Here is a 25729-nt window from a genome sequence, read left to right on the forward strand (position 1 = left end):
GGCGTTTTCGTTTCGGGTGTTACATCCCACCGTCGTTACATCGCACCATTACAGTGACTACTATTCGACACTACTCATCAACGAGCGCGCTTCGATGAGCGTTAATCTCCCCGTCGTGAAGGCGCCGGTGTCGATGTAGTGGACGTTCCCCAGCCACAAGGGGCGCTCCACGATGGTGTGTCCTACCACCACGGCATCGATGCCGCTGACCGGGGTCTCGTTACCACGCCGGATGCGTGTTCTTCCCCAAAGCAGGTCCTGAGAAGGCGTTACGACATCCCGCCAGTCGGCGGGAGGTTCGGCGTGAACAATGCCGAGACGCTTGCCGGCGACGGCTATTTCGCGCGCATAAGGCATGCATGGCAAAGCCTGCTGAAGCATCATCTGTGCCTCGGCCAACCCCGCCTCCAGGGCCCATGTGCCTCCGTTGATCATCCAGGCATCGCGGGTTTTTAGACTGCCTCTTTCTTCGCCCAGCAACGCGTCATGCGCCAGCATTTCGTGATTGCCACGCACGGCGTAGAACCAGGGTTCGAGGGCTAGAGACAAGCACTGCAGGCTATCGGCACCACGATCGATCAGATCCCCGACGCTGAACAGTCTATCGCGTTGTCGATCGAAATCGACTGCGCTCAACCTGTCATTAAGCAACGCCAACTGGCCATGTATATCGCCGACGATGAAGTCGCGGCCGTGCTCATTGGGACCGTGCCGTTGAATCACGCAAACGGCTCCTTATCAACTAACCAAAACACCGCACGGAGCGATTAAATATCACGACACACCGATTCTTCAACCTGCCGCAAAACATCACGAGAGTCCTTGCCCTCGCGCTCCAACGCCTTCGCCAGCAGTTCATCGACGGTGGCACGCGGATGCGCCCCGGCCATCTCGACGCTCTCGAAATCGCTCGCCGCGCATTCCGGGCACCTGGCTTCCAGCGGCCGTCGGGTTGCCTGGATGAATACTTCAACCTGACAAGCGCGACAACGATAGAGGCGCCGATGGGGCATGGACATGACAAACTCCGCAGGACAAAACAATCTACTCAGCATAGAACAAGATAACGTGCTGTGCGCTATTGCCTTCAAGTTCCTGGCTCAGTGATAAAGCCTCAACCCAACCCGAGTCACTCGATTACCTTCCACCGCATTGACGACCCAGTGAAAGCCATGCCAATCGACATCGTCCCCTACCACGGGGTGGCCGCCGACACGCAGCGACACGAATTCGCCCAGGGTCATGTTCTGCTCCCCGGCGCTCAAGGTCAGTCCATAAGCATCTGCCACATCGCTCATGACGGCTTCTCCATCCAATGTAAAGGTGCCGAAGAAGGCGCGCTCACGCTTGAGTGTGGCATCTCCGTTGAACAATCGATTGAGCGCCGGTAGATCTTCGCTGCGTCCGATGACGCAAATGACATCACCAAGTTTCAACCGCGTACTGCCTTTGGCATGCAGCATGGTGTGCTTGCGAAACAGGCCGGAAATCAAGGCCCCTGACGGGAAGCGCAGCAAGCGAATGGGCACGTCCTCAAGCGCTTCGTTCTCGACCTTGTAGACGAACATCTCATAATCGTTTTCCGGCAACACCCCAAGCGCCCCGCGGCGATTGGGCGTTGTCCCGGCCGGCACTTCGACGCGCATCCAACGCGCCACTCGTGCCAGGGAGGCCCCCTGCATCAACAACGACATCAGCACCACGAAGAATGCGACGTTGAAATACAACGTTGCATTCTCGACCCCGGCGATCACCGGAAAGATGGCAAGCACGATGGGCACCGCCCCACGCAAGCCGACCCAGGAAATGAAGCCGAGCTCCCGCCAGCGGAAATTGAAGAACGGCTTGAGCGAAACCAGTACGGCCAACGGACGCGCCACGAAAATCAGGCCCAACGCCAAGACAGCGCCCGGTATGGCGTAATCGATCATTTCACTGGGTGTCACCAACAATCCCAGCACCAGGAAAAGCCCGATCTGACTCAGCCAAGCCAAGCCATCGTGGACCGGAAGAATATGCGTAAGATGCCGCCCGGGCTGGTTCCCGATCATCAAGCCCGCCAGATAAATCGCCAGGAAACCGCTACCGCCAGCCGCACTGGTCAAGCCAAAGATGAAAAAGCCCGACGCCAGCGCCAGTAGCGAATAGAGTCCCGATGCCAGGTCGAGCCAGCGCAGCAACTTGGCAGCTAGCCAGCCGCCCCCAACCCCGACCAACAAGCCCAACCCGAACTGCGAGGCGAATGTCATCAGTGTATGCCCAACACCGCTGGCACCGCTCACCAGCACTTCGGCCAGGGTGATAGTCAAAAAGATCGCCATCGGGTCGTTGGTGCCCGACTCGATCTCCAGCGTCGCCCCCACCCGCTCGTTGAGCGTCACACCCTGACCGCTGAGCATCGAAAAGACCGCGGCAGCGTCCGTGGAACCAACGATCGCCCCCACCAGCAAGCCTTCCACCCAGGACAGATCGAAGATCCAGGTCGCCATCAGGCCAACGAGGCCACTGGTCACGAAGACCCCCAGTGTCGCCAGGCACAGCGCCGGTTTGAGACCCACACGGAACGTCTTGAGCCGCGTGCGCAACCCGCCATCGAGGAGGATCATTGCCAGCGCCAGGTGCCCAATCAGGTAGGCCAGTGAATAGTCATCGAATTCGATGCCTAGTACACCTTCCTCGCCGGCCATCATGCCCAACCCCAGGAACAGCACCAACAGTGGCACGCCGATGCGCGACGAGACACGGCTCGCGACGATGCTGAGCGCGATTAGAAACCCCGAAAACAGAAAAAGGCTGTTGATGGTATCCACGACTAACGACTATCTCCCTAAATTCAAGGGCCTAGTATGCCATGTCCCGACACGCCATGCTGTTATCTACATCAACCAGGCGGGATGCGATTGCAAGATAGGCCAGTCGATATCGCCCTGTAATCGCATGGCCCAGATAAGAGCGCGCATACCCTGCCGATATTCGCCAAGCGTAACGTCCGGCGACTGCCGCCGGTAGGCGGTGACAAAGGCGTCCCGCTCGGCGCCCTCCGTGATGAGCAGTTCAGCCACGCATAGATCGAACTCGAGCGGCGCCCATACCAGCGCCTCCCAATCACTCCATAGCCAACCGGTGGCGCCGCACAGGAACTGATCGGCACGCAAATCGGGCAGGCACCACACCGCGCGTGACGGTATAGGAAAATCGGGAAGCGTTTCCCAATCGGCGCAACGTGGATGGCGCCTCAAAAAATCGTGCGCCCGTCGCGGCCACTGCGATAGCGGCCAGACCGTCTCCAGAGGATGCCCCCAGCCCGATACTGCTTCACGGTGCAGATGACCCAACTGACTCCCCAAGAGTTCAGCGAACACCTCTCCCATGCGTGCCGACGCACCATCGCTCCAGGGCAGGCTCCAGAGCGGCGTCTGGTGCAGTGCTCCCAGATACGTCAACGGTAATGGCGGGAGCGGCAACTGTGTCGGCAAGGCACCGACCAAACGCGTCAGCGCCTCGGGACAGCGCCAGCGGTCAAAGCCGAAGAGACGCTCCAACCCCTGCCAGAATGGATCCTGGGCCGGGTGCGTTCGTGCCAGCTTGAGCAACTGTGGTGCCTCATCGCGCGTTCGCCACAACCAATTGGCACTGTCATCCCACGCCAATGGCAGTGGGGCAAGCGCATGACCGGTGAAGACTTCGACGCGGTGCGTCAATGCGGGATCGGGATACATGCACACTCCTGATAGCCCAAGCGATAGCGAGACGGCGGCCCCCGCCACGCCTGGGCAGTCGCCACCGTATCAGGATACAATAATCATCTCTGGATAGGGGTGCCCATCACGCAATGGGCTGAGAGCGCCACGCGCAACCCTGGAACCTGATCCGGCTAGCACCGGCGGAGGAAATACCAGAGCGTGCCGTCGGCACGTCCTTCGCCCCACTCATGGAGCCTTGATGACGTCCCTCGGTTTTTCCCTGTCCCAGGCGCGACTCGCCTTTTCGGGACAATGGCTGTTCGATGGCCTTTCGGCCACCTTCGCCGCAGGCAGCTGGACGGGACTGCTCGGCCGCAGCGGCAGCGGCAAAAGCTCCTTGCTGCGCATGATCGCCGACCTACCCATTCCCGATACCCACACCGTAACCATCACTACCGACGATCAGCGCCCGTTGGCCGGCCGCCTGGCGTGGATGGCCCAGCAAGATCAGTTGCTTCCCTGGCGCAAGGTCATCGACAACGTCCTGCTTGGTCCCGCGCTGCGTGGGCGTCCCACGGCGGCGCAACGTCAGCACGCGATGACCCTGCTCGACGACGTCGGCCTGAGCGACAAGGCCGAACAATGGCCCAAGACGCTATCCGGCGGGGAGCGCCAGCGAGTGGCGCTGGCACGCACACTCTTCGAGGATGCCCCAGTGGTCTTGATGGACGAGCCCTTTTCCGCCGTCGACGCCATCACTCGCCTGGAATTGCATGAACTCGCCGCACGCCTGCTGGCCGGGCGTACTGTGCTGCTGGTGACGCACGATCCCCTCGAAGCCCTGCGCCTGAGCGATCGCATCCTGATACTCGGCGGTCAGCCAGCGGCGTTGAGCGACTTCGAGGTTCCCGGTGGGCAACGTCCCCGCGCGCTCGACGCACCCGATGTACAACGCATGCAATCGCAGCTGGTGGCGCGCCTTCACGCCACCCCTCATGCCGACGATGGGAGCGTCTCATGAGCGTGCTCAAGCGTTTCTGGCCCGCCCTTTTCGGGATTGTCTGCATACTCGGGCTGTGGCAGGCGCTCGTCGTCATCACCGGCGTTCCCGGCTATGTTTTGCCCTCACCGCTGGCCGTCATGCAAGCGTTCGCGGCGCACCAGCAACTGTTGTGGCATCATGCCGGTATCACGGTAATCGAGATTGTCGCGGGGCTGTTTATCGGGTGCATCGGCGGGCTAGGCACCGCGCTGGCCCTGGCGCGCTTTCACGGCTTGCGGCGCACCCTGCTGCCGATATTGCTGATCAGCCAAGCCGTACCCTTGTTCGCCCTCGCACCTATTCTCATGCTATGGCTGGGTTATGGGATGACCGCAAAAATCGTCATGGCCACGTTGATCATTTATTTTCCGGTCGCGTCGACATGCTACGACGGCCTGCGTCAGACGCCACAAGGGTGGCTGGATCTAGCCCAGACACTGGGAGCCGACCGTCGTCGCCGGCTGTTGCGCATCCAACTGCCCGCCGCCTTACCGGCGCTGGCATCCGGCATGCGCATGGCCGCCAGCGCCGCCCCCATCGGCGCAGTGATAGGCGAATGGGTCGGCTCCAGCCAGGGCTTGGGTTATTTGATGCTCAATGCTAACGCGCGCATGCAGGTCGACCTGATGTTTGCCGCCCTACTGATTCTCGTCACCTTCGGGGTCGCGCTCTACTTCACCACCGACGCCTTGATGCGGCGCCTCATGCCATGGCACGAAGACCGCACCGGCGCGACTAGCTGACAACCGCCCGGGGCAGCGTCCGCCACCACGTGGCAATGCCCCATACGCCGCCTTTCACGGCGATAACGATAATGCCCGCCACACTGCAACGGGCGGGGGATCCGCAGGAGAACAACACATGCTACGTTTGACTCGACGCCTCATGGGAGCTTGCCTTGCGTTGGTAGTGATCGCTTCCGGCCCAGCATGGGCCGCGAATGACGACGACACCTCAAAGATGACATCCCTGAAGGTCATGCTCGACTGGTACACCAACCCGTCGCATGCTCCCCTGGTCATCGCCCAGCAACGCGGCTTCTTCGAGCAACATGGGCTCGACGTGGAGCTGGTGTCGCCCGCCGATCCCAGCGTCCCTCCCAAGCTGGTCGCTGCTGGCAAGATCGATATGGCCATCAGCTATCAGCCTCAGCTGCACCTACAAGTCGACCAAGGCCTGCCGCTGGTGCGCGTGGGGACCCTGATCGCAACGCCGCTCAACATCACGCTGGTGCGCGCCGACAGCGATATCGAGAGCATGGAAGACCTGGCCGGGAAAAGCATCGGCTACTCGGTGGGCGGCGTCGAGAAAGTGCTGATCGACACCATGCTCGAGCATAATGGCGTTTCGCCGGAAGACGTCGAGATGGTCAACGTCAATTTCGCGCTGACACCGGCACTGATCGGCGAAAAGGTCGATGCCGTCACCGGTGCATTTCGCAATTTCGAACTGGCACAGATGGCGCAGGAAGGCGTCAAGGGCCGAGCTTTCTATATCGAGGAAGAAGGCGTCCCCACCTACGATGAACTGATCTTCATCGCCAATCGCGACACCCTGGATGCGAATCGCGATGCTTATACCCGATTCATGGCCGCCGTCGAGGAAGCCACGGCATGGATCATCAACCACCCCGACGAGGGCTGGGAAGCCTTCAAGGCCTCTGACCCGGCACTGGACACACCCGTCAACAAGAAAGCCTGGTATAACACCATTCCACGCTTCGCCTTGCGGCCTGCGACTCTCGATGGGCGTCGCTACGAGACCTTCGAATCGTTCCTGCTCGAACGTGGCCAGATCAAGGCCAAGAGCCCGCTATCACGCCTCGCCGTCGACCTCAGCCAGCCTTGACCCCAAGCACCGCCCCTGCGAGAAACGTTTCTCGCAGGGGCGGTGCGCCCTCTCATACCGTTAGAAAGCGTGCCAAGGCTTCCTGAAACGCCTCGGGCTGCTCGGCATGCAGCCAATGCCCAGCATCGGGGATGGTCTCGATACGCGCCGCCGGCAACACCGACTCGACCGCCGGCAAGACGTCGTCGCCAACGTAGTCGGAACGTTCGCCACGCAGCACGAGCGTCGACCCCGTATAGGCACCTTGCCCGTCCGGCTCCGCGACGATATGCGCGTAATCTTCCTCAATCTCGTCGAGTCCCACGCGCCATACCAGCGTGGCATTCTCACCACGAATCAGATTGGTCGCCAGGAACTGCCGCGTCGCCGGGGTCTCGACGAATTCCGCCATGATCCGGTCGGCTTCCTTGCGGCTCGAAGGTGGCTGCCGTTCGACGGCCCGCATCGCCTTGAAGATCGCTTCATGTTCGTGCTCATAAGCAACCGGCGCGATGTCGGCCACGATCAAGCGTGCGACACGCTCAGGGGCTTGACGCGCCAACGTGATAGCAACCTTGCCTCCCATCGAGTGGCCCAGCAAATCGCAACTGTCGACCGCTAGACGATCCAGCAAGGCGTCGACATCCGCTGCCTGGGTAGCATAGTCCATGCCTGGCTCATGCGGAGATTTGCCGTGGTTGCGCAGATCGACAGCGATCACGCGACGGCTTTCCTGCCAGCGCTTGATATGCGAACGCCAGTTGTCCGCACTTCCAAACAAACCGTGCAACACCACCAGTGGGCGCCCGGCGCCACCGGTATCGACATGATGTAATTCCACAATGCGCCTCGTCAGCCATTCAAGTCATGCCAGCATGGTACCAGAGGCGTTTCAGGCATTGCGCCCCGACACCTGTTCGGAGGCATCGGCGACATGCGCCAGGCGGCGCGTCAACGCCCCCAGCAGCACGCCATACAACGGCAGGAAGAAAGCCAGGCTGACGCCCAGCTTGATGGCATAATCTACCCAGGCGATTTCGACCCAGTGTGCGCTCATGAACGCATCGGGCCCATTCCAGAAGGCGATGGCAAAAAACGCGAAGGTATCGGCCAGGTTACCCAATAGCGTCGAAAACGCCGGCGCCACCCACCAGGCACGCAGCCGCCGCATCCGATCGAAGACGTGAATGTCCAGCAACTGCCCTAGCACATAGGCCATGAAACTCGCCAGCGCGATACGCCCCACGAACAGGTTCCAATCTCCCAGCGCCGAGATTCCCTGAAAAGCGCCATCCTGAAACAGCACCGATACCACATAGGAAATCAGCAAGGCAGGCAGCATGACGCGCGCGATGGTCATGCGCGCCCGGCGTTTCCCGAACAACCGCACGGTCAGGTCGGTGGCGAGAAAGATGAAGGGAAAACTGAATGCTCCCCAAGTAGTGTGTACGCCGAACATCGAAAACGGCAATTGCACCAGGTAATTGCTGGCCGCGATGACAATGATGTGGAAGCTCACGAGCCACCCCATCAAGCGGCGCGCCTGACGAGAATCGAGGGCAAACATGTACCACCTTTTTAGTTGCCGAAAGAGGCCGAGGGGTAAGGGAACCCTCAAGGCAGGACGACGCTAAAGGCGCCGAGCGAAAGCGGCGGGATTGTAAAAGATTTCACCGATGCCGACCAGCGAGACGCTTTGCCTGCTCTCGCCATGGGGTAACGCGTCCATCGTCGAATACTGCAGACGAACAGGAACTATCGTCGTTACGTCAGTGCCTTACGGGACAGCAAGCGCCATCGCACTGCCCCGTTCCACGGCCTGCCGATAACGTCGCACTCTAACCGATGAAATACCGTTGAAGGCTTCCTTGGACAGGGCTGGCGAAGTTATTGATGATTCACTAAATCAAGAATGAGTAACAGGGAATGACCCTTGTCCAATAGAGGAAAGGACACCCCGGACATAGACGGTCATTCGACACACGAGCATCCCTTTGCCGCGGGGCGCCTATCCCTCGCCCTTCGGCAGTCAACCGCCAATCCCAATGTAGGAGAGACAATATGCGCCCGCTCCAGCCTGCCTCCGCCCTGATCGACGCCGGTTACGGCGCCATCGACAAAGGCACGACGCTACTCAAGGCCATGGCCAACGAAAACCGCCTGCGCATCCTGTGCCTGCTCGACGACGCAGAGCTTTCGGTCACCGAACTGAATCGCAAGCTCAACCTCAGTCAGTCGGCACTCTCGCAGCACCTCGCCATCCTGCGCCGTGAGAACCTGGTAATCACACGCCGTGCTTCGCAGACCATCTACTATTCACTGGCGGGCGATGAGGCCCGCACCGTGATCGATTCGCTGGTCGCGCTCTACGGTAAATCCCGCTAATCTGCCCTGGCAGCGGCTCAGCGCCGCTGCCAGCTGCTGGCTTCCAAACGCTCCATGACACGATCCCCGAGACGCTCGATCCCCATCGACGCCCCGACTCCGACCCGCTGCAACAGCGAATGGCGAGGTTCCAGCGTCACATGCAGGACCCGCGCTTCTTCCTTCATGCGCGCCGCGAGATAGCCGTCGCTGGTGGCAATCTCATCGATCAAGCCATCCTCGAGGGCCTGGCGGCCATACCAGATTTCGCCGGTCGCCACCTTGTCGACTTCCAGCGCCGGACGCCGCTCACCGACGTAGCGCTTGAAGAGATCATGCGTTTCCTGCAAATCGTCGAGAAACTTGGCGCGCCCCTCTTCGGTATTTTCCCCCAGCACGGTCAAGGTCCTCTTGTAACGCCCCGCCGTGAGAAGCTCGACATCGATATCGTGCTTCTTGAGCAAGCGATGCACATTGGGCACCTGCGCCACCACACCGATCGACCCGATGACGGCGAACGGCGCCGCGATCAAACGATGCGCGCAGCAAGCCATCATGTAACCCCCACTGGCGGCGACCTTATCGACACACACGGTAAGATGCGCCCCAGCATCGCGCAGCCGGTCGAGTTGCGCAGCGGCAAGCCCATAGGCATGCACCAAGCCACCCCCCGAGGTAAGACGCACGACCACTTCATCCTCGGCCTGCAATTCACCCAACAACAGTGAAACCTGCTCCGCCAGCTGCGGGGTGCGCGATGCCTTGAGATCACCATCGAAGTCGAGCACCCACACTCGCGATGGCACCTCGTCAGGTGCATCATCCTTTCCTTTGCGGCGTGCCTTTTCCTGCTTGCGCAACGCCTTTTGTGCACGGCGCCGCCGAGCGGGCGTCATCCCCGCCAGGCGCAGCGATTCACGCCGCTGCCGTTGGCGCTCATTCAATGCCACCACGCGCAAACGGTTATCATCGCCTTGCTGCCCACTGGCACGCTGCTTAATAGACACCACCAACACGATCAGCACACCCAGAGCGATCACCAGTGTCGCCAGCTTGGCGGCAAACAAGGCGTATTCCGCTATCCATTCAATCACGTCGCTACCTCATGCTTGGATGACAATCAATCCAGCTCTTGTATGAAACATTTGTTTGAAATAGGCTGGAGCTTCCATTAACACCATAGAGTGACCGATCATGGCCGACGCCAGTACCGTCATCGAAAAACTTCAGTCGCGCTTCGATCCTGCCGCCGCCCGGGGCATGAATGACATTTTCCAGTTTCATATCAGCGATGCCGATGACTATTACCTGCATATTCAGGACGGTAGCCTGGACGTTCAGCAAGGCGAACACGACGACCCTTCCGTCAGCCTGACCACCGACACCGAGACGCTGAAAGGCGTAATGAGCGGCGAGATCAACGGCATGCAGGCCTTCATGAGCGGCAAGCTGAAGGCCACCGGCAATGTCATGCTGGCCAGCAAACTCACCAGCCTTTTTCCCAGCGGCTAGCCTCTCCCACCCCATGTTGTCAGGCCACGACGTCTCTCAGCGCATCGCCACGGCGCTGAGATGCGTCTCGATCAACTGACGCGAGATCGAGTGGCTGGGGGGCAATTCCGGCAAACGACGTGGCGTGAACCAAGCGGCATCGGCGATCTCCACGCCATCGATGCGAATGCGCCGACTGGCTGCCTCGGCGAAGAATCCCAGCATCAGCGAATGCGGAAACGGCCATGACTGGCTGCGAAAGAAACGAACCCTTCCGATGTCGACCCCGACTTCCTCGTGGACTTCACGACGCACGGCATTCTCGGCAGTTTCCCCAGGCTCGATGAACCCCGCCAAGGTGGAATAACGCCGCGCGGGAAAACGCGCATTGCGCGCCAGCAACAGATCCCGCCCATGGGTCACCAACGTAATGATACACGGCGAGATGCGCGGATAGCTGCGGTGACCACACGCCTGGCACTGCATGGCGAATTCATGGGTAAGCCGCGACATCGGGGAGCCACAGCGGCCGCAGAAGCGATGATCGCGCGACCAGGCGTTGACTTGTAGCGCCGTGGCCAGCAGGTCGGCTTGCGCGCCGGGGAGTCTCGCCAACCAATCGCGCGCCGGGGGCCAGTTGACATCCCCCTGTTCATGCACCATGGCCACCGGCAAATCTCGCCACATCCCCAGCGCCATGGCCTGTTCCGGCCATTCGCCGGGCAACTGAAGAATGCCGTCCTCATCCCCCGGGGCGATGCCGGACTCACCGAAGCGAATCCAATAGCCCCAGCGCGGCGTCTGCGCGCCGGGCAACTCGCGCACGAATGCCGGTTCCGAAGTGGCCGTCATTTGAGCTCCTGCAGCGCCTCGTCCAACGCGTCCCAATGACACTCGCCCGCCGCCTGGCGAATGCTATCGAGCTTGGCCCGATGCGCACTCAGTTCCGCCTCGCTGGGGCGCGCCACCACCAGTGTCACTCCTTCCCGTGTCACACGCCGAATGCCACTGACGCTATTCGCTCCCTCCGCGTCGCCGCCAGTGGTCCCTTCGACGCCGGCTAGCGAAAGCGCCGTCTGCCCCCCGGTCATTGCCAGGTAGACATCGGACAGGATTTCCGCATCCAGCAACGCGCCGTGGAGAACTCGGCGACCGTTATCGATGGCATAGCGCTTGCACAGCGCGTCCAGGCTATTGCGTTGCCCTGGATGCAACTTACGCGCCATGGCCAGCGTATCGAGCACACCGCAGTGATCCGCAACCGGGCCCAGGCGCGGCCCACCGCGTTTATTCTGCAGCAGGCCGAATTCGTGATCGATGAAGCCAACGTCAAACGCCGCGTTGTGAATCACCAGCTCGCCGCCGCGAATGTATTCCCAGAAGGCATCGGCAACATCCGCGAACACGGGTTCGTCGGCGACGCGTTCATTGGTGATGCCGTGTATTTCCACGGCCTCGGGGTCGATATCGCGTTCGGGATTGATGTATTGATGGAAGTTATTGCCGGTCAACCGGCGATTGACTACCTCCACCGCCCCAATCTCGATCAGGCGATGCCCTTCCTTGGGATCGATGCCGGTCGTTTCGGTGTCCAGTACGATCTGACGCATTGCTTACTCTTCTCCTGCCATGGCCCGCCGCTGAGCCGCCTGCACGTCGTCGGTGGCGGCGTTGGCGAGCGTATCGGCCAGTTCGTTACCTTCGTGGCCACTGTGTCCTTTTACCCAGTGCCATTCGATGCGATGGCGCTGGGCTTCCTCGAGTAGTTCACGCCACAACTCGGCGTTCTTGACCGGTTTCTTGGCAGCGGTCTTCCAGCCACGCTTGATCCAGCCATGGACCCACTCGGTAATCCCCTTTCTCAGGTACTCGGAATCGGTCCATAGCGCCACCTCGCAGGAACGCGTCAAGATCCGCAGCGCCTGAATCGCGGCCGTCAGTTCCATGCGATTGTTGGTGGTCTCGGCCTCGCCGCCATTAAGGGTTTTCTCGTGCTGGCCGTAACGCAGCACCGCACCCCAGCCGCCGGGCCCGGGGTTACCGCGACAGGCGCCGTCGGTATAAATGGTCACATGGGGCATGTCGCCCACGGTGGGAGTATCAGTCAACCTCGGCCATCCTATCGTCGTGGGCGTGCGTGGCGCGGCCCGAACGCCTGCCGTGATCGCGATGAAGCGCAGCGGGACCGAGCCACTTGCCCGCCATCGCATCGCGGCGCAGCAAGGTGCGCAACGGCTGTACAGGGATCTGCTTACGCCGGGCCACGATCAGATAACACCCCCCAAAAGGAAGATTATAACGGCGTCCCAGCGTTTCGAGCCCCAAGTTGTGAATATGCCCGCCAGGCAGGCGAAAGCCGCAGTAGTCTACGCGGTCGATCTCGAAATCGACAAACGCCAACCACTCCCGCAACCGGCCGCTGCGCCGCCAGCGCCCCTTGCAGGGCCAACGACGCCGACTGGCAGGTAACAAATGCCCCAGGGCATCGGCGCCGAAAGGATTCCAGCCCATCATCACCAGCAAGCCATCATCGCGCGTGACTCGTGCCGCCTCACGCACCAGATGGTGCGCGTTGGGCATCACCTCCAACAGATGATGCACCAGCACGAGATCGAGGCTTTCATCGGGAAGCGGCAAGGTGCCGGGGTCGCACACCAAGGTGGCATCATCCTGAGCCAAGGCGCGCGTTGGCGCCCAACTCATCGCATGGTGAATGGGGCACATGTCGGTCAGCCGTGAAGCCATACCGAGTTGCAAGCTGTGAGATCCGAAGTGCGACTCGCAGAGAGGCCCCAGGCACGCACGCTGCGCCTGCCATAACGCAACGCCATCTTCGGAGCCCCAGAAGCGGCGCCCCTCGCGGACGGCCTGCGCCAACGTCATTGTCATATGCGAATTTGACACTACGGCCCATTCCCCCCAAGGTTGTCGCATTTTACGCTGCTGTCCGCCGTCGTGCATGGCGTGATGACAGGCGTGTTTCCGACGTTTGCCGAGGTCTAGCGTACTATGTTGACCGTGATTCCAATTCCCGCGTTCCAGGACAACTATATCTGGCTGCTCCGTCAGGATGCCAGCGATAAGGTAGCGATCGTCGATCCCGGCGACGCGCAACCCGTCATCGAATACCTGGAGCGTGAAAATCTGAACCTGGTGGCGATTTTGGTCACCCACCACCACCACGATCACACGGGCGGCATCGAAACATTGGTCAAACGCTACGGGCCGCGCGTGATCGGCCCCGACAACACGGCCATCCCCTCCGTTGACGAAGTCGTGGGCGACGACGATGAGTGCCGCGTTCAGGGACGGCGCTTCGAAGTCTTCGCTGTCCCCGGCCACACGCTCGACCATATCGCCTTTTACGCCCCCGGAACGCCGGGGCTGCTGTTTTGTGGCGACGTGATGTTCTCGGCCGGTTGCGGACGCTTGTTCGAAGGCGAACCCGCACAGATGCAGCGCTCGCTCGAACGCCTCGCTGCATTGCCCGACGACACCATGGTGTTCGCGGGCCACGAATATACGCTTGCCAACCTGCGCTTCTCTCAGGCTGCCGAGCCCGACAATCCCACGCGTGACGCCTATCTCGAAGAGTGCGAAAAAGCACGTCGGCTGGAGCGCCCCACGCTGCCCACCAACATCGGTTCCGAGCGCCAGATCAACCCTTTCTTGCGCCTCGACCAACCCGGCCTGCTCAGTGCAGTGGCCGAACAGGGTAATGCCGACGACGCCAGTAGCGCCTTCGCCACACTGCGCGAATGGAAAGACCGTTTCTAGCAACACCATGCCCAACTGACGTCATGCCCTCGAGAGGTTCGCTTCCCATGCACGTTCGATCGATCCGCCGCCAAGCGCTGAGCTTGGCGGGAGGTCTTTTTCTGATCCCTTTGTCGCTGCCCGCGCTAGCGACCAGCGGCTCACCGACCGGCGACGACACGGTTGCATCAGCGCACCACGGGACCTTCTGGCAAGCGCTGGAGCTTCAAAGCGCCGCGCAAGCCGATGCCTGGACACGCCTTAAAAGCGGTTTCGGATTGCCCCACGACATCGAGAATCCGCGCGTCAAAGAGTGGCTCGACTACTTTTCCGCGCATCCCGAATATGTCTCGGCCATGGCCCAAAATGCGCGTCCTTGGCTGCGTTGGGTCACCCGTCAGATCGAAGCGCGCGACATGCCCACCGAGCTGGCGCTGCTGCCCTTCATCGAAAGCGCATACGACCCCACCGCCGCCCATCCCGGCGGCGCCTCAGGGCTATGGCAGTTCATGCCGGGCACTGGCGAAGCCATGGGCCTGAACGACACATGGTGGTATGACGGCCGTCGCGATGTCGTCGCCTCGACAGCCGCCGCTCTCGACTACCTGCAGACACTCGCCGACCAGTGGTATGAAGGTAATCTCGAGCTTGCACTGGCGGCTTACAATGCTGGCGCGGGCACGGTCAACCACGCGCGTGAGAGGGCCGCCGCCCAAGGCAAGCCCATCGATTACTGGCACCTCTCGCTGCCCAATCAAACCATGGACTATGTTCCCAAGCTGCTGGCATTGGCCGCAGTGGTATCCGATCCGCAGCGCTACGCGGTCACTCTGCCTGACATTCCCGATCGTCCCGCCATTGCCCAAGTAAAAGCCAAGGGCCAACTGGCGCTGACCGATGCCGCGCAGCTCGCCGGGGTTAGCGAGGCGCGACTGCGCGACCTCAACCCGGCCTTTCGACGCGAAGCGACACGCCCCGATCAAAACGCCAAACTGGTGATCCCCGCCGACAGCCGCAAGCGCTTTCTTGCCAAGCTCGATACGCTGCCCGCCGAGAAACGTCAGGCCAAGGCGCATTATGTGGTCAAACGCGGCGACACCCTCTCCGGCATCGCCGCGCGTCATGACATTCCCATCAGCGTATTACGTCAGCAGAATTCGCTCAGCGGCGACTCATTGCGCATCGGGCAGTCGCTGGTGGTCCCTTCCACCGGCCAATCTCCCAGCCTGGCCAGTGGCGACGCCACGCGCGAAGTCAGGGTCAAGCCGGGCGACAGCCTGTCGCGTATCGCAGCGCGCCATGACGTCAGCGTCGGCGACCTGGCACGCTGGAACCAGCTCGATCAAAGCGATTATCTGCAACCCGGGCAACGTTTGACCTTGCGCCAGGCCTCTCGCTGAGCGCATTGAGCGATACCTCTACTCAGCGCGACACTGCTGGGGTAGGCTAGCGAGCGGGCCGGTGCTTCACCGGCCTCTGCGCATCTTGCTTCAAGGAATCGATTGATGCCATCGTTCGTTCGCACCTGGCTGCTGGGGTCTTGTCTGTGGGCGGTTAGCCTCACGGCGCTGGCATTGCCTGCCGCCGACGTGCCAACCGTCGCGGGGATCTCGCTCTACGACGCGCCTGCACTGCGCGATGGCTTCTCGCACCTGCCCTATACCAATCCGGATGCCCCCAAGGGCGGTGAATTGCGACAAGCCGCACAGGGTAGCTTCGATTCGACCAATCCCTTCATCATTCAGGGCAATCCTGCCGATGGCCTGAATCATGTCTACGACACCTTGATGGAAGCCAGCGCCGATGAGCCCTTCACCATGTATGGGCTTCTGGCGGGCGGCATCCGCCTCGACCCTGACCGCCACTGGATGGAAGTCGATTTGCGCCCGGAAGCACGCTTTCACGATGGCCACCCCGTGACGGCAGAAGACGTCGTATTCAGCTTTCGCCTGCTACGCGACGAGGGACAGCCGTTCTATCGCGCCTACTACGCCGATGTCGATAAGATCGAAGCGCTGGATGACGACACCGTGCGCTTCGAATTCAGCGACAACAATTCGCGCGAGTTGCCATTGATCCTCGGCCAGCTTCCGGTGCTGCCCAAACACTACTGGAGCTCGCGCGACTTCGCCTCACCGACGCTGGACAAACCGCTGGGGTCCGGCCCCTATGCGGTCGAGAGCCTCTCGCCGGGGCGCCGCATCGTCTATCATCGTGTCGAGGATTACTGGGGACGCGACCTGCCCATCAACCGCGGGCGGCACAATATCGACCGTCTGGTCTATGACTACTACCGGGATCAGACCGTGGCGCTGGAGGCCTTCAAGGCCGGCAATCTCGATCTACGCCGCGAAAGTAGCGCGAAGAACTGGGCCACCGCTTACGACACCCCCGCTCGAGAGGAAGGCTTCATCAAGCGCATGGTCGTCCCCGACGCGCAACCCGCCGGGATGCAAGCCTTCGTCATGAACCTGCGACGCGAGAAGTTTCAGGACCGCCGCGTTCGCGAAGCGCTGACCCTGGCCACCGACTTCGATTGGCTCAACACGCATCTCTTCTACGGCGCCTATGAAGAAACCGATAGCTACTTCGAGAGCTCCGAGATGGAAGCCAACGGCCTGCCCAGCGACGCCGAACGTGAGCTACTCGCGCCCTATCGCGATCACCTGCCGCAAGATGTCTTTGAAGCCCCTCTGCCCGCATCACGCCCCGAGGGTTTGCGGGCACGCCTGAAGAAGGCACTGGGACTGCTGCGCGACGCCGGGTATGAGGTTCGCGATGGAACGCTGGTCAACCGCGAGACACAACGGCCGCTGCGCCTCGAATTTCTGCTCTACGACACTCAGTTCGAGCGCGTGACCCTACCACTGATTCAAAACCTCGAGCGTCTCGGCATCGAGGCCAACCTGCGCGTGGTCGACGTCAATCAGTTCCTGACGCGCCAGCGCAACTTCGATTTCGACCTGATCCTCGGCAGCTTCGCGCAGTCCGCCAATCCAGGTAACGAACAGCGCGAATTCTGGACCAGCGACTACGCCGACGCGCCGCGCAGCCGCAACTTGATCGGCTTGCAGAGCCCCGCCATCGACGGCCTGGTCGACAGCCTGATCCGCGCCGACAGCCGGCAGGCATTGGACACCGCCGCGCGTGCCCTCGACCGGGTACTGCGCTGGGGCTTCTACGTCATTCCCCAATGGCACCTCGACGGCACTCGCGTGGCGCTATGGGACAAGTTCGGCTACCCCCAGCCATTCCCCGAATACACCTTCGATCTATCGAGCTGGTGGGTCGATCCACAGCGCGCGTCCCGGATAGAGCAACGCCAACGCGGCGAACGCTAAGGATAAACATCGTGGCTAATTACATCCTACGCCGCCTACTGCTGATGATCCCCACCCTGCTGGGCATCTTGCTGCTCAATTTCATTATCGTGCAGGTGGCACCGGGCGGCCCCATCGACCAGATGCTGGCCCGCTTCGAGGGCATGGACAGCAATGCCAGCACGCGCCTGGAAGGCGGCGGCGAGACATCCAGCGGCGATACCCGCAACGCACGCGGCATCGACCCACGCCTCGAAGAAGCATTGGAAAAGCAGTTCGGCTTCGACAAGCCGCCCGTGGAGCGGTTCTTCGGCATGCTGGCCGATTACGCCACCTTCGATCTCGGCGATAGCTTCTTTCGCGGGCGGCCGGTAACCGACCTCATCGTCGAACGTCTGCCCGTGTCGATCTCGCTGGGACTCTGGACAACGCTGCTGGTATATTCGATCTCGATACCACTAGGCATACGCAAGGCCTTGCGCCATGGCTCGCGCTTCGATGTCTGGACCTCGGGACTGATCATCGTGGGATACGCAGTCCCAGGGTTCTTGTTCGCCATTTTCCTGATCGTGGTATTCGCCGGCGGCAGCTATCTGGACTGGTTTCCACTGCGCGGACTGACCTCGCCCGACTTCGCCGACCTCTCCTGGTGGGGCAAGATCCAGGATTATTTCTGGCACATCGCGCTGCCCGTGCTGGCCTCGGCCATCGGCAGTTTCGCAACGCTCACCATGCTGACCAAGAACAGCTTCCTCGACGAAATCCATAAACAATACGTGCTCACCGCACGCGCCAAGGGCGCCAGTGAGCACCGTGTGCTCTACGGGCACGTGTTCCGCAACGCCATGCTGATCATCATCGCGGGGCTCCCCTCGGCGCTGGTCGGCATTTTCTTCACCGGGTCGCTGTTGATCGAGGTGATCTTCTCGCTCGATGGTCTTGGCCTACTCGGCTTCGAGGCGGTCATGCAGCGCGACTATCCGGTCATCTTCGGCACGCTGTATCTCTATACCTTGATCGGATTGGTGCTCAAGCTGATCTCGGATCTCACCTATGTGTGGGTCGACCCTCGCATCGACTTCGCGACGCGGGAGGCATGATGACACTTCGCAAGCGCGCGCAACCGTCTCCCATCGCCCGCCGCCGCTGGCAGATCTTTCGCGGCAACCGGCGCGCCTGGTGGTCGCTGTGGGCCTTCGTCCTGCTGCTGATCGTCAGTCTGGGCGCGGAACTGGTCGCCAACGACAAGCCCATCGTCATGCACTACCAGGGCCAGTGGTACGCCCCGGTGGTATTCGATTATCCCGAAACCGAGTTCGGCGGTTTTCTCCCCACGACAGCCGACTACCGCGACCCTGTCGTCCGGGAAAGCATCTCCTCGCAGGGTTGGATGCTATGGCCCCCCGTGCCCTTCTCCTACGATACGCTGGATCGCGAGCTGACGGGGCCTGCACCCTCGCCGCCCTCGGCACGTCACTGGTTGGGAACCGACGACCACGGCCGCGACGTCTTCGCCCGCGTGCTCTATGGCTTCCGGCTCTCGGTGGTCTTCGCCGTGGTACTGACGGTGGGCTCGATGGCGCTTGGCGTCCTGTTCGGGGGCGTGCAAGGCTATTTCGGCGGCAAGGTCGACCTGATCGGCCAGCGCATCATCGAAATCTGGTCGGGCATGCCGGTACTGTTCCTGCTTATCATCCTCGCCAGCCTGGTGCAGCCCAACCTGTGGTGGTTGCTGGGCATCATGCTGCTGTTTTCCTGGCTGGGGCTGGTCGACATCGTGCGCGCCGAATTCCTGCGCGCGCGCAATCTCGAGTACGTACGCGCGGCGCGTGCCATGGGACTGCCGTCGCGGCTGATCATGTGGCGCCATGTGCTACCCAACGCTATGGTCGCCACCCTGACGTTCATCCCGTTTCTGTTCACAGGGGCGATCACCACCCTCACCGCGCTGGATTTCCTGGGCTTCGGCCTGCCCCCGGGCTCTCCCTCGTTGGGCGAGCTGGTCGCCCAGGGCAAGAACAACCTGCAGGCGCCCTGGCTTGGTATCACGGCCTTCCTGAGTCTTGGAATTATGCTCTCGCTGCTGGTCTTCATCGGCGAAGGACTGCGTGACGCCTTCGACCCGCGCCACGTGCCCAGCACCACCACATCGACCTCCGCCGATACCGATGATCTACCCGGGAGAACCGCGCATGGCCAATGACGACGTCGTATTCGAACTCGATGCCTTACGCATCGCCTTCGGCGACATGCGCGTCGTCGAGGACCTGTCACTCACCATACGCCGTGGCGAAACCGCGGCGCTGGTCGGCGAATCGGGCTCCGGCAAGTCGGTATCCGCCCTCGGCGCCCTCGACCTGCTGCCGCCTGGCGCGCGCGTCGAGGGTGGACGTCGGCTCTGCGGACAGTCCCTAGAAGGTCTATCACCGCGGCGCTGGAATACGCTACGCGGCGGCCAAGTCGGCTTCGTGTTCCAAGAGCCCACGACCTCGCTCAACCCCTTGCACACGGTCGGCAAGCAGCTCGGCGAAACCCTGCGTCTCCATCAAGGCTTGCGCGGCCGTGCCGCCCGTCAGCGCGCCCGGGAACTGCTGGTGGAAGTACAGTTACCGCGCCCCGACGAACTGCTTGAGACGCATCCCCATAAGCTCTCGGGTGGACAACGCCAGCGCGTAGTGATCGCCATGGCCATCGCCAACGCACCGCAGCTTCTCATTGCCGATGAACCGACCACGGCGCTGGACGTCACCGTGCAGCAGGAAATTCTGGCCTTGCTGGCACGGTTACGCGACGCCAATGGCATGGCCATGCTGTTCATCACCCACGATCTCAATCTGGTGCGCCGGCATGCCGACAGCGTGCATGTCATGCAGCATGGCAGGCTCGTCGAAAGCGGCAGTGTCACACACGTCTTCGATGCCCCTCGCGCGGCCTATACCCAACACCTGCTCGCCGCCAACCCCGATGGCCATGCCGCGCCGTTGCCGGAAACACGCGAGATGCTGCTCGAGGCACGCAGCCTCGGCGTCTCATTCGCGCGAAGCAAATCCTGGTTCGGGCGCCGTCCCGCCCCGTTCGTGGCCGTCCAGCCACTGGATATCACCCTCGCGCGCGGCGAAACCCTGGGCCTGGTCGGGGAATCCGGCTCCGGCAAGACCACCCTGGCATTGGCGCTTCTACGCCTGACCGCCGCCGATGGCGAGATCCTTTTCGATGGCGAACGCCTGGATACATTACGCGGCAACGCGCTACGCCGCCGGCGGCGACGCTTTCAGGTCGTCTTCCAGGACCCTTACGGTTCGCTCTCGCCGCGCATGCCCGTCATGGATATCGTCAGCGAAGGGCTTCGCTTTCACCATCCGACACTCAGCGACGCGGACGTCGAGCAACGGGTCGTCGCCACACTCGAGGAGGTCGGCCTGCCGGCGAATTGCGCAGCACGTTACCCGCACGAGTTCTCGGGCGGCCAGCGCCAACGCATCGCCGTGGCGCGCGCCCTCATTCTCGAGCCCGACCTTGTCGTGCTCGACGAACCGACTTCAGCGCTCGACCGCAGCGTGCAGAAGCAGCTCATCAGCTTGCTACGCGGCCTTCAGGCCCGACGCGGGCTGAGTTACCTGTTTATCAGCCACGATCTCGCCGTGGTACGCGCCATGGCGCACCGCATCATGGTGCTCAAGGACGGTGAGATCGTCGAGCAAGGCGACTGCGAGACGCTACTCAGGCAGCCTCGAGAATCTTATACGAAGCGTCTACTCGAGGCCTCTGGGCTGCATTTCGATACCTGACGAACTTTTATGGCGGCTTATTGCGGGCTTGTCAGGTTAACGAGCGATGAGCGCACAACGAAGATAACGGTATAAACTAGATGGAGGCGATTTCCGTCTCGGTAAGTTCCCGCCACTCTCCCGTGGCTAGCGTTGAGTCGAGGACGATATCGCCGATCCGTTCACGATGCAGCGCCACGACCTCGTTACCCAGCGCCGCGAACATGCGCTTGATCTGATGATAGCGGCCTTCCTGGATGACCAGACGCGCCTGAACCACCTCGCCCTCGTCTTCGTCCGTCGCAGGCAGACGTTCAAGGCGCGCAGGCAATGTCGGCTTGTCTTCCCTCTCCAGCATCAATCCCGCTGCCAGGAGATCTTCCGCCCCGTCCATCAGTGGCTGTGCCAGAGTCACGAGATAATGCTTGTCGCAGCGCCGCTTGGGGGATGTCAGTCGATGCGACCATTGGCCGTCCTCGGTGATCAGCACGAGCCCAGTGGTGTCCACATCCAGGCGCCCGGCGATATGCAGGCGATCACGCTTGGTGACATCCAGCAGCTCGACCACCGAGGGGTAGCGTCCCGGCCGTGTCGTGCATTCATAGCCCGTGGGCTTGTTGAGCATCAGATACCGCACACCAACCAAGGCCAAAGGCTCCCCCATCCAGCGCACGTCCTGTTCTTGATCGAGCTTGAAGGCGGCATTCTTGATCACTTCGCCATTCACCTCGACCTCGCCGCGGTGCAGGGCTTTCTTGGCCAGCGAGCGCGTCAGCTCGGTACTTTCACTTAAAAAACGGTCGAGACGCATGCAGGAAATTCACTCCTCGACCTGGAAGCGATCGGCGTCCATCCAGGCCGGAAATTTGTCACGGAACGTACTCAGCGCCTGGCGATCCAGACGACCGGTACGCATGAAAGGCACGTCGCGCGGCTCGTCGATAAAGGGCTCGCCCTTGAAATCGACAAGCATCGAGTCGCCCGCGTATGCCAACCCCTTGGCATCTTCCCCCACGCGGTTGACGCCGATCACATAGCAGAGGTTTTCGACGGCACGTGCCTGTAGCAGGGTCCGCCAAGGTTGACGACGGGGCGCGGGCCAGTTGGCGACGCACAGCAGCGCATCATACTCGAAATGCTCGCCCGGCGCGGGTTGCTGACGCAGCCATACGGGAAATCGCAGGTCATAGCAGACACTCAGCAGGATTCGAAAGCCTTTGAGCTCGACAATGACGCGCTCGTTGCCCATGCCATAGCGTTCGTGCTCGCCGGCCATACGGAACAGGTGGCGCTTATCATAATGCGTGATATCGCCGTCCGGGCGCGCCCAGATGAGACGGTTGAAGTACTCGCCGTCCTCGACAACGGCCACGCTGCCGGTCACCACGCAGCCACGCTGGCGGGCTTGTTCGGCCATCCAGCCGACGGTGGTGCTCTGGGCCATGGGCTCGGCCATTTCGCGGGAATTCATGGTGAACCCCGTGGCAAACATTTCCGGCAGCACGATCAAGTCCGTATCGTCCGCCGAGAGCTTGCCCAGACGTTCCTCGAGCAAGCGGCAATTGGCTTGGGGATCTTCCCAACGCAGGTCGGCCTGCACCAGGGTCGTACGTAATTCGCTCATCACACACCTCCCGGATTGAAGATTCAGTCTGAAGGCCAGCTCAGGGCAGCGGCAAGCCCCTTTCGTCCATGTTAGATTAGCGTTCGCCTGTTCGGCATCATCGCCCCACGTTGAGGTCCCCATGGCTCGAGAGAATGCCAGAGAAAGTGCCACGCAAGACATGTCTTCCGCATCGAAGACCGCCGCCGATAAAGACGCTGCCAAGGGCGTTGCGTTCGGCGTGATCGCCTATACGCTATGGGGCTGCTTTCCACTTTTTTTCGCGCTTTTCGATGGCGTGCCCGCCTGGGAAATCCTTACCCACCGCATCCTCTGGGCGTGTCTGTTCCTGGTCCTCGTGGTCACCGTTCTGGGGCGCTGGCAACCGGTCAGAGAAGCCTTGCGCGCACCGCGCCTGCTGGTACGGGTACTTGGCTGCGCCTTGCTCATCGGCTTCAATTGGGGGCTCTACATCTACGCCGTGGAAACCCACCACGTCCTCCAGGCCAGTCTCGGCTATTTCATGACGCCACTGGTCAACGTGGCACTGGGCATGCTGGTACTGCGCGAGCGCATGTCACGCTTACAGGGTGCCGCAGTGGCGATTGCCATCGTCGCCATCGGCGTTCAATTAGTCGGGCTCGGCGGCCTGCCGTGGATCAGCATCTGTCTTGCGCTCAGCTTCGGCACCTATGGTCTGTTACGCAAGCAGGTCAGCCTGGATGGACTCTCGGGGCTGTTCGTCGAGACGCTGATACTGCTACCACTCGGGTTACTTGCCGTGGCCTGGTTCGAGATTGCCGGCCTGTCCCATTTTGGGGGCACCGCGCACAACACCACACTGCTGATAGCGAGTGGCGCCCTGACGGCCCTGCCATTGCTGGCCTTCGCCGGAGCCGCGCGCCGACTCCGCCTGTCGACGGTGGGATTCTTGATGTATATCAACCCCACCCTGCAATTCTTGATCGCACTGCTGATCTTTCGCGAGCCATTAGGCACCCTGCAACTCATCACCTTCGTGCTCATCTGGCTCGGGCTGACGCTGTATTCGCTTTCCGCTTGGCAAGGCAGGCACGCTGGCGCCAAGTAAGACAAGCGTCACGGCACCAACATCGTCTAGAGTGAGTGCATGACCGCCACGACGTGTCACGTGGCGGCTGACTGGCCCGAGGAAACACGCCTTCATGACGACGCACCTGGTGCTGGTGGGTGCCGGTCACGCGCACCTCCACTTGCTGAAACACGCTTCCGTATTACGTCGCGCCGGCTATCGCATCACGCTCGTGGCCCCCACGCGCTTCTGGTATTCGGGCATGGCCGCACGACTACTCAGTGGCGCGCCACGTAATGCCTGCAGCCTCGATATCGCCGCCCTCTCCGCGCGCCATGGCATCGAGCATGTTACAGCGCCTTTCGTGGCACTCGATGTGCATACCCAACATGTCTTTCTGGCCGACGGTCATCACATCGCCTTCGACGTACTCTCACTCAATGTGGGCAGCGATGTCGTCCCGCCGATCCAAACCGGCGCGATCGTGCCTGCCTGGGGCGACGCACGCTACTGGCACGTCAAACCCATCGAGCGCCTCGATGCTCTACGCCAGCATGTGCTCGATGCCGCCCAGCAGCACCGGGCTTTGCATATGGTCGTGGTCGGCGGCGGACCTTCCGGCGTAGAAATGGCCGCCAATCTGGCGGGGCTGAGCCAACGCCTCGGGGCCGCCAACGATATTCGACTTGTCACTCGCCATTCACGCCTCTTGCCCAACGCACCAGACGCAGCGGCCCGATGGGCCAGCCGTCAGCTCGCGCGTCTGGGCGTCGATTGGCACCCCAGTGTGGCGCTAGACGGCAACACCGGATGGCTCGACTTCCTCGATGTTTCGCCCGACGACATCGTTCTCGCTACAGGGCTGCGACCCGCGTACTGCGTCGCCGACCTGCCACTGGCGCTCGACGACAACGGCATCCGCATCAAGACAACGCTACAAAGCGAGCAGCACGCGACGATCTTCGCCGTCGGCGACTGCGCCTCACTGATCGATCACAGCCTTCCCAAACGCGGTATCGAAGGCGTTCGCCAAGGCCCCGTGCTACTACACAATCTGATTGCCTTGCAGAATGGCACGTCACTGCGAGACTACCACCCACCGGTAACGGCACTGGCCATCGTGGACATGCACGACAAGGGATTAGCGCTTTACGGAGAGCGCTGGAGAGGCGGTCGCTTGGCCTTGCGGCTCAAGCGCTATATCGACACGCGCTTCTTACGGCGTTATCGATAGGTAAGGTTTTGTAGCGTTATCGATAGGTAGGCGTCGGCTCACGGGAAGAGCCAAGACGCATCGCACCGCCGGGGATGGCGGTGCCTGGGCGACACGCTAGCGCATCACACCTGCATATTCATGACATCTTTATAGGCGGTCACAAAGCGGTTGCGTACCTGCGTGCCCATTTCGAAGGCGATGCTCGCCTTCTGCATATCGACCATCACGTCGTTGAGCTCCACACCCGGTGCGCCCGCCTCGAAGGCTTCAGCCTGCGCATTGGCATTCTGCTTCAAACTGTTGATGCGTGAAATCGCACTATGCAGCTCGCCGGTGAACCCGCCGCTACCGACTGCCGTACTAACCTGGCTACCCGACGTCTGGCCCGCCTGACTGGCCAGACTCTGCATTTGCTGAAGTGCCTGAGAAATGGCCGGTGCACTCATGACTTTCCTCCGCTGGTCGACACAGCTCTGGGATACGTTGACGAACCCTACCAGCAACCTGGTCTGAGTCATATCTGCAATTGGGACCTAAAATATCGGCTTTTCCTCCCTTTAGGGTTTTCTTAGCTCCACATAATAGCGGTCATCACACATACGCCTCGTA

General features: G+C 61.5%; 27 protein-coding genes and 1 riboswitch. Of the genes, 13 read left to right on the forward strand and 14 right to left on the reverse strand.

What is annotated here, in order from left to right:
* Positions 1-60: 60 nt before the first annotated feature.
* The 4 genes from SR908_RS00525 to SR908_RS00540 all read right to left on the reverse strand — a co-directional run bounded on the left by SR908_RS00525 (position 61) and on the right by SR908_RS00540 (position 3719).
* Positions 61-723, reverse strand: coding sequence for a metallophosphoesterase (locus SR908_RS00525; RefSeq protein WP_246921996.1), 663 nt, complete (start codon positions 721-723; stop codon positions 61-63).
* 44 nt (positions 724-767) lie between these two features.
* Positions 768-1019, reverse strand: coding sequence for a hypothetical protein (locus SR908_RS00530; RefSeq protein WP_246921999.1), 252 nt, complete (start codon positions 1017-1019; stop codon positions 768-770).
* Between the two features lie 81 nt (positions 1020-1100).
* A complete protein-coding gene (locus SR908_RS00535; RefSeq protein WP_097023644.1) occupies positions 1101-2810 on the reverse strand; it encodes a potassium/proton antiporter in 1710 nt (569 codons plus the stop codon).
* Positions 2811-2876: 66 nt separating this feature from the next.
* Positions 2877-3719: a hypothetical protein gene (locus SR908_RS00540; RefSeq protein WP_246922002.1), complete on the reverse strand. Its 843-nt coding sequence runs from the start codon at positions 3717-3719 to the stop codon at positions 2877-2879.
* Positions 3720-3804: 85 nt separating this feature from the next.
* Positions 3805-3909: riboswitch (TPP riboswitch) on the forward strand.
* Between the two features lie 33 nt (positions 3910-3942).
* Between SR908_RS00540 and SR908_RS00545 the strand changes: the two genes are divergently transcribed.
* From SR908_RS00545 to SR908_RS00555, 3 genes are all read left to right on the forward strand, one after another.
* Positions 3943-4704, forward strand: coding sequence for an ABC transporter ATP-binding protein (locus SR908_RS00545; RefSeq protein ID WP_246922003.1), 762 nt, complete (start codon positions 3943-3945; stop codon positions 4702-4704).
* A complete protein-coding gene (locus SR908_RS00550) occupies positions 4701-5468 on the forward strand; it encodes an ABC transporter permease (RefSeq protein WP_246922005.1) in 768 nt (255 codons plus the stop codon). Before SR908_RS00545 ends, SR908_RS00550 begins: the two co-directional genes overlap by 4 nt.
* Positions 5469-5586: 118 nt before the next feature.
* Positions 5587-6573 (forward strand): ABC transporter substrate-binding protein, encoded by a 987-nt coding sequence (locus SR908_RS00555; RefSeq protein WP_246922006.1) that lies wholly within the window; start codon positions 5587-5589, stop codon positions 6571-6573.
* A gap of 52 nt (positions 6574-6625) precedes the next feature.
* Here the strand turns inward: SR908_RS00555 and SR908_RS00560 are convergent, their stop codons facing one another.
* Together SR908_RS00560 and SR908_RS00565 are read right to left on the reverse strand one after the other, a co-directional pair.
* Positions 6626-7393: an alpha/beta fold hydrolase gene (locus tag SR908_RS00560; RefSeq protein ID WP_246922008.1), complete on the reverse strand. Its 768-nt coding sequence runs from the start codon at positions 7391-7393 to the stop codon at positions 6626-6628.
* Between the two features lie 51 nt (positions 7394-7444).
* Entirely contained in the window at positions 7445-8119 is a 675-nt protein-coding gene (locus tag SR908_RS00565) for a 7-cyano-7-deazaguanine/7-aminomethyl-7-deazaguanine transporter (RefSeq protein WP_246922010.1), read from the reverse strand.
* A 494-nt stretch (positions 8120-8613) separates the two neighbouring features.
* On the opposite strand from SR908_RS00565, the gene SR908_RS00570 reads away from it, so the two are divergent.
* Complete coding sequence (locus SR908_RS00570; protein WP_246922011.1) at positions 8614-8937, forward strand: ArsR/SmtB family transcription factor; 324 nt, start codon at positions 8614-8616, stop codon at positions 8935-8937.
* A 17-nt stretch (positions 8938-8954) separates the two neighbouring features.
* Here the strand turns inward: SR908_RS00570 and sohB are convergent, their stop codons facing one another.
* Positions 8955-10010, reverse strand: coding sequence for a protease SohB (gene sohB / locus SR908_RS00575; protein WP_246922013.1), 1056 nt, complete (start codon positions 10008-10010; stop codon positions 8955-8957).
* Between the two features lie 100 nt (positions 10011-10110).
* On the opposite strand from sohB, the gene SR908_RS00580 reads away from it, so the two are divergent.
* Positions 10111-10428, forward strand: a complete 318-nt coding sequence (locus SR908_RS00580) for an SCP2 sterol-binding domain-containing protein (RefSeq protein WP_097023635.1) — start codon at positions 10111-10113, stop codon at positions 10426-10428.
* 36 nt (positions 10429-10464) lie between these two features.
* Here SR908_RS00580 and nudC read toward each other — a convergent pair whose 3' ends face one another.
* The 4 genes from nudC to SR908_RS00600 are packed head-to-tail and all read right to left on the reverse strand — an operon-like array spanning position 10465 to position 13296.
* Positions 10465-11259 (reverse strand): NAD(+) diphosphatase, encoded by a 795-nt coding sequence (gene nudC / locus SR908_RS00585; protein WP_246922015.1) that lies wholly within the window; start codon positions 11257-11259, stop codon positions 10465-10467.
* Positions 11256-12017 carry a DNA polymerase III subunit epsilon gene (dnaQ, locus tag SR908_RS00590; protein ID WP_246922017.1) on the reverse strand — a complete coding sequence of 254 codons (762 nt, stop codon included), beginning with the start codon at positions 12015-12017 and terminating at the stop codon, positions 11256-11258. The genes nudC and dnaQ overlap by 4 nt, the downstream gene beginning before the upstream one ends.
* 3 nt (positions 12018-12020) lie before the next feature.
* The gene (gene rnhA, locus SR908_RS00595; RefSeq protein WP_246922222.1) at positions 12021-12488 is read right to left on the reverse strand and encodes a ribonuclease HI; all 468 of its coding nucleotides are present in this window, start codon (positions 12486-12488) and stop codon (positions 12021-12023) included.
* Between the two features lie 19 nt (positions 12489-12507).
* Positions 12508-13296: a methyltransferase domain-containing protein gene (locus tag SR908_RS00600; protein ID WP_246922020.1), complete on the reverse strand. Its 789-nt coding sequence runs from the start codon at positions 13294-13296 to the stop codon at positions 12508-12510.
* 120 nt (positions 13297-13416) lie between these two features.
* On the opposite strand from SR908_RS00600, the gene gloB reads away from it, so the two are divergent.
* The 6 genes from gloB to SR908_RS00630 all read left to right on the forward strand — a co-directional run bounded on the left by gloB (position 13417) and on the right by SR908_RS00630 (position 21271).
* Entirely contained in the window at positions 13417-14184 is a 768-nt protein-coding gene (gene gloB / locus SR908_RS00605) for a hydroxyacylglutathione hydrolase (RefSeq protein WP_246922023.1), read from the forward strand.
* Positions 14185-14231: 47 nt separating this feature from the next.
* Positions 14232-15563: a LysM peptidoglycan-binding domain-containing protein gene (locus SR908_RS00610; protein ID WP_246922026.1), complete on the forward strand. Its 1332-nt coding sequence runs from the start codon at positions 14232-14234 to the stop codon at positions 15561-15563.
* 105 nt (positions 15564-15668) lie between these two features.
* Positions 15669-17504 carry an extracellular solute-binding protein gene (locus tag SR908_RS00615; protein WP_246922029.1) on the forward strand — a complete coding sequence of 612 codons (1836 nt, stop codon included), beginning with the start codon at positions 15669-15671 and terminating at the stop codon, positions 17502-17504.
* 11 nt (positions 17505-17515) lie between these two features.
* Positions 17516-18583, forward strand: coding sequence for a microcin C ABC transporter permease YejB (locus SR908_RS00620; protein WP_097023628.1), 1068 nt, complete (start codon positions 17516-17518; stop codon positions 18581-18583).
* Positions 18580-19686, forward strand: coding sequence for an ABC transporter permease (locus SR908_RS00625; protein WP_378076025.1), 1107 nt, complete (start codon positions 18580-18582; stop codon positions 19684-19686). Before SR908_RS00620 ends, SR908_RS00625 begins: the two co-directional genes overlap by 4 nt.
* Positions 19676-21271 carry an ABC transporter ATP-binding protein gene (locus SR908_RS00630; RefSeq protein ID WP_246922035.1) on the forward strand — a complete coding sequence of 532 codons (1596 nt, stop codon included), beginning with the start codon at positions 19676-19678 and terminating at the stop codon, positions 21269-21271. Before SR908_RS00625 ends, SR908_RS00630 begins: the two co-directional genes overlap by 11 nt.
* Positions 21272-21347: 76 nt before the next feature.
* Here SR908_RS00630 and rsuA read toward each other — a convergent pair whose 3' ends face one another.
* Together rsuA and SR908_RS00640 are read right to left on the reverse strand one after the other, a co-directional pair.
* Positions 21348-22061, reverse strand: a complete 714-nt coding sequence (rsuA, locus tag SR908_RS00635; RefSeq protein ID WP_097023625.1) for a 16S rRNA pseudouridine(516) synthase RsuA — start codon at positions 22059-22061, stop codon at positions 21348-21350.
* 9 nt (positions 22062-22070) lie between these two features.
* Positions 22071-22874 (reverse strand): amidohydrolase, encoded by an 804-nt coding sequence (locus SR908_RS00640; RefSeq protein ID WP_246922037.1) that lies wholly within the window; start codon positions 22872-22874, stop codon positions 22071-22073.
* Between the two features lie 160 nt (positions 22875-23034).
* On the opposite strand from SR908_RS00640, the gene rarD reads away from it, so the two are divergent.
* Both rarD and SR908_RS00650 read left to right on the forward strand, forming a co-directional pair.
* Positions 23035-23943 (forward strand): EamA family transporter RarD, encoded by a 909-nt coding sequence (gene rarD / locus SR908_RS00645; protein ID WP_246922039.1) that lies wholly within the window; start codon positions 23035-23037, stop codon positions 23941-23943.
* 94 nt (positions 23944-24037) lie between these two features.
* Positions 24038-25138 (forward strand): NAD(P)/FAD-dependent oxidoreductase, encoded by a 1101-nt coding sequence (locus SR908_RS00650; protein WP_246922041.1) that lies wholly within the window; start codon positions 24038-24040, stop codon positions 25136-25138.
* A 104-nt stretch (positions 25139-25242) separates the two neighbouring features.
* On the opposite strand, the gene fliE is transcribed toward SR908_RS00650, so the two are convergent.
* A complete protein-coding gene (gene fliE / locus SR908_RS00655; protein ID WP_097023621.1) occupies positions 25243-25566 on the reverse strand; it encodes a flagellar hook-basal body complex protein FliE in 324 nt (107 codons plus the stop codon).
* Between the last annotated feature and the right edge of the window lie 163 nt (positions 25567-25729).

Source organism: Chromohalobacter canadensis, assembly GCF_034479555.1.
Taxonomy (GTDB): Bacteria; Pseudomonadota; Gammaproteobacteria; order Pseudomonadales; family Halomonadaceae; genus Chromohalobacter; species Chromohalobacter canadensis.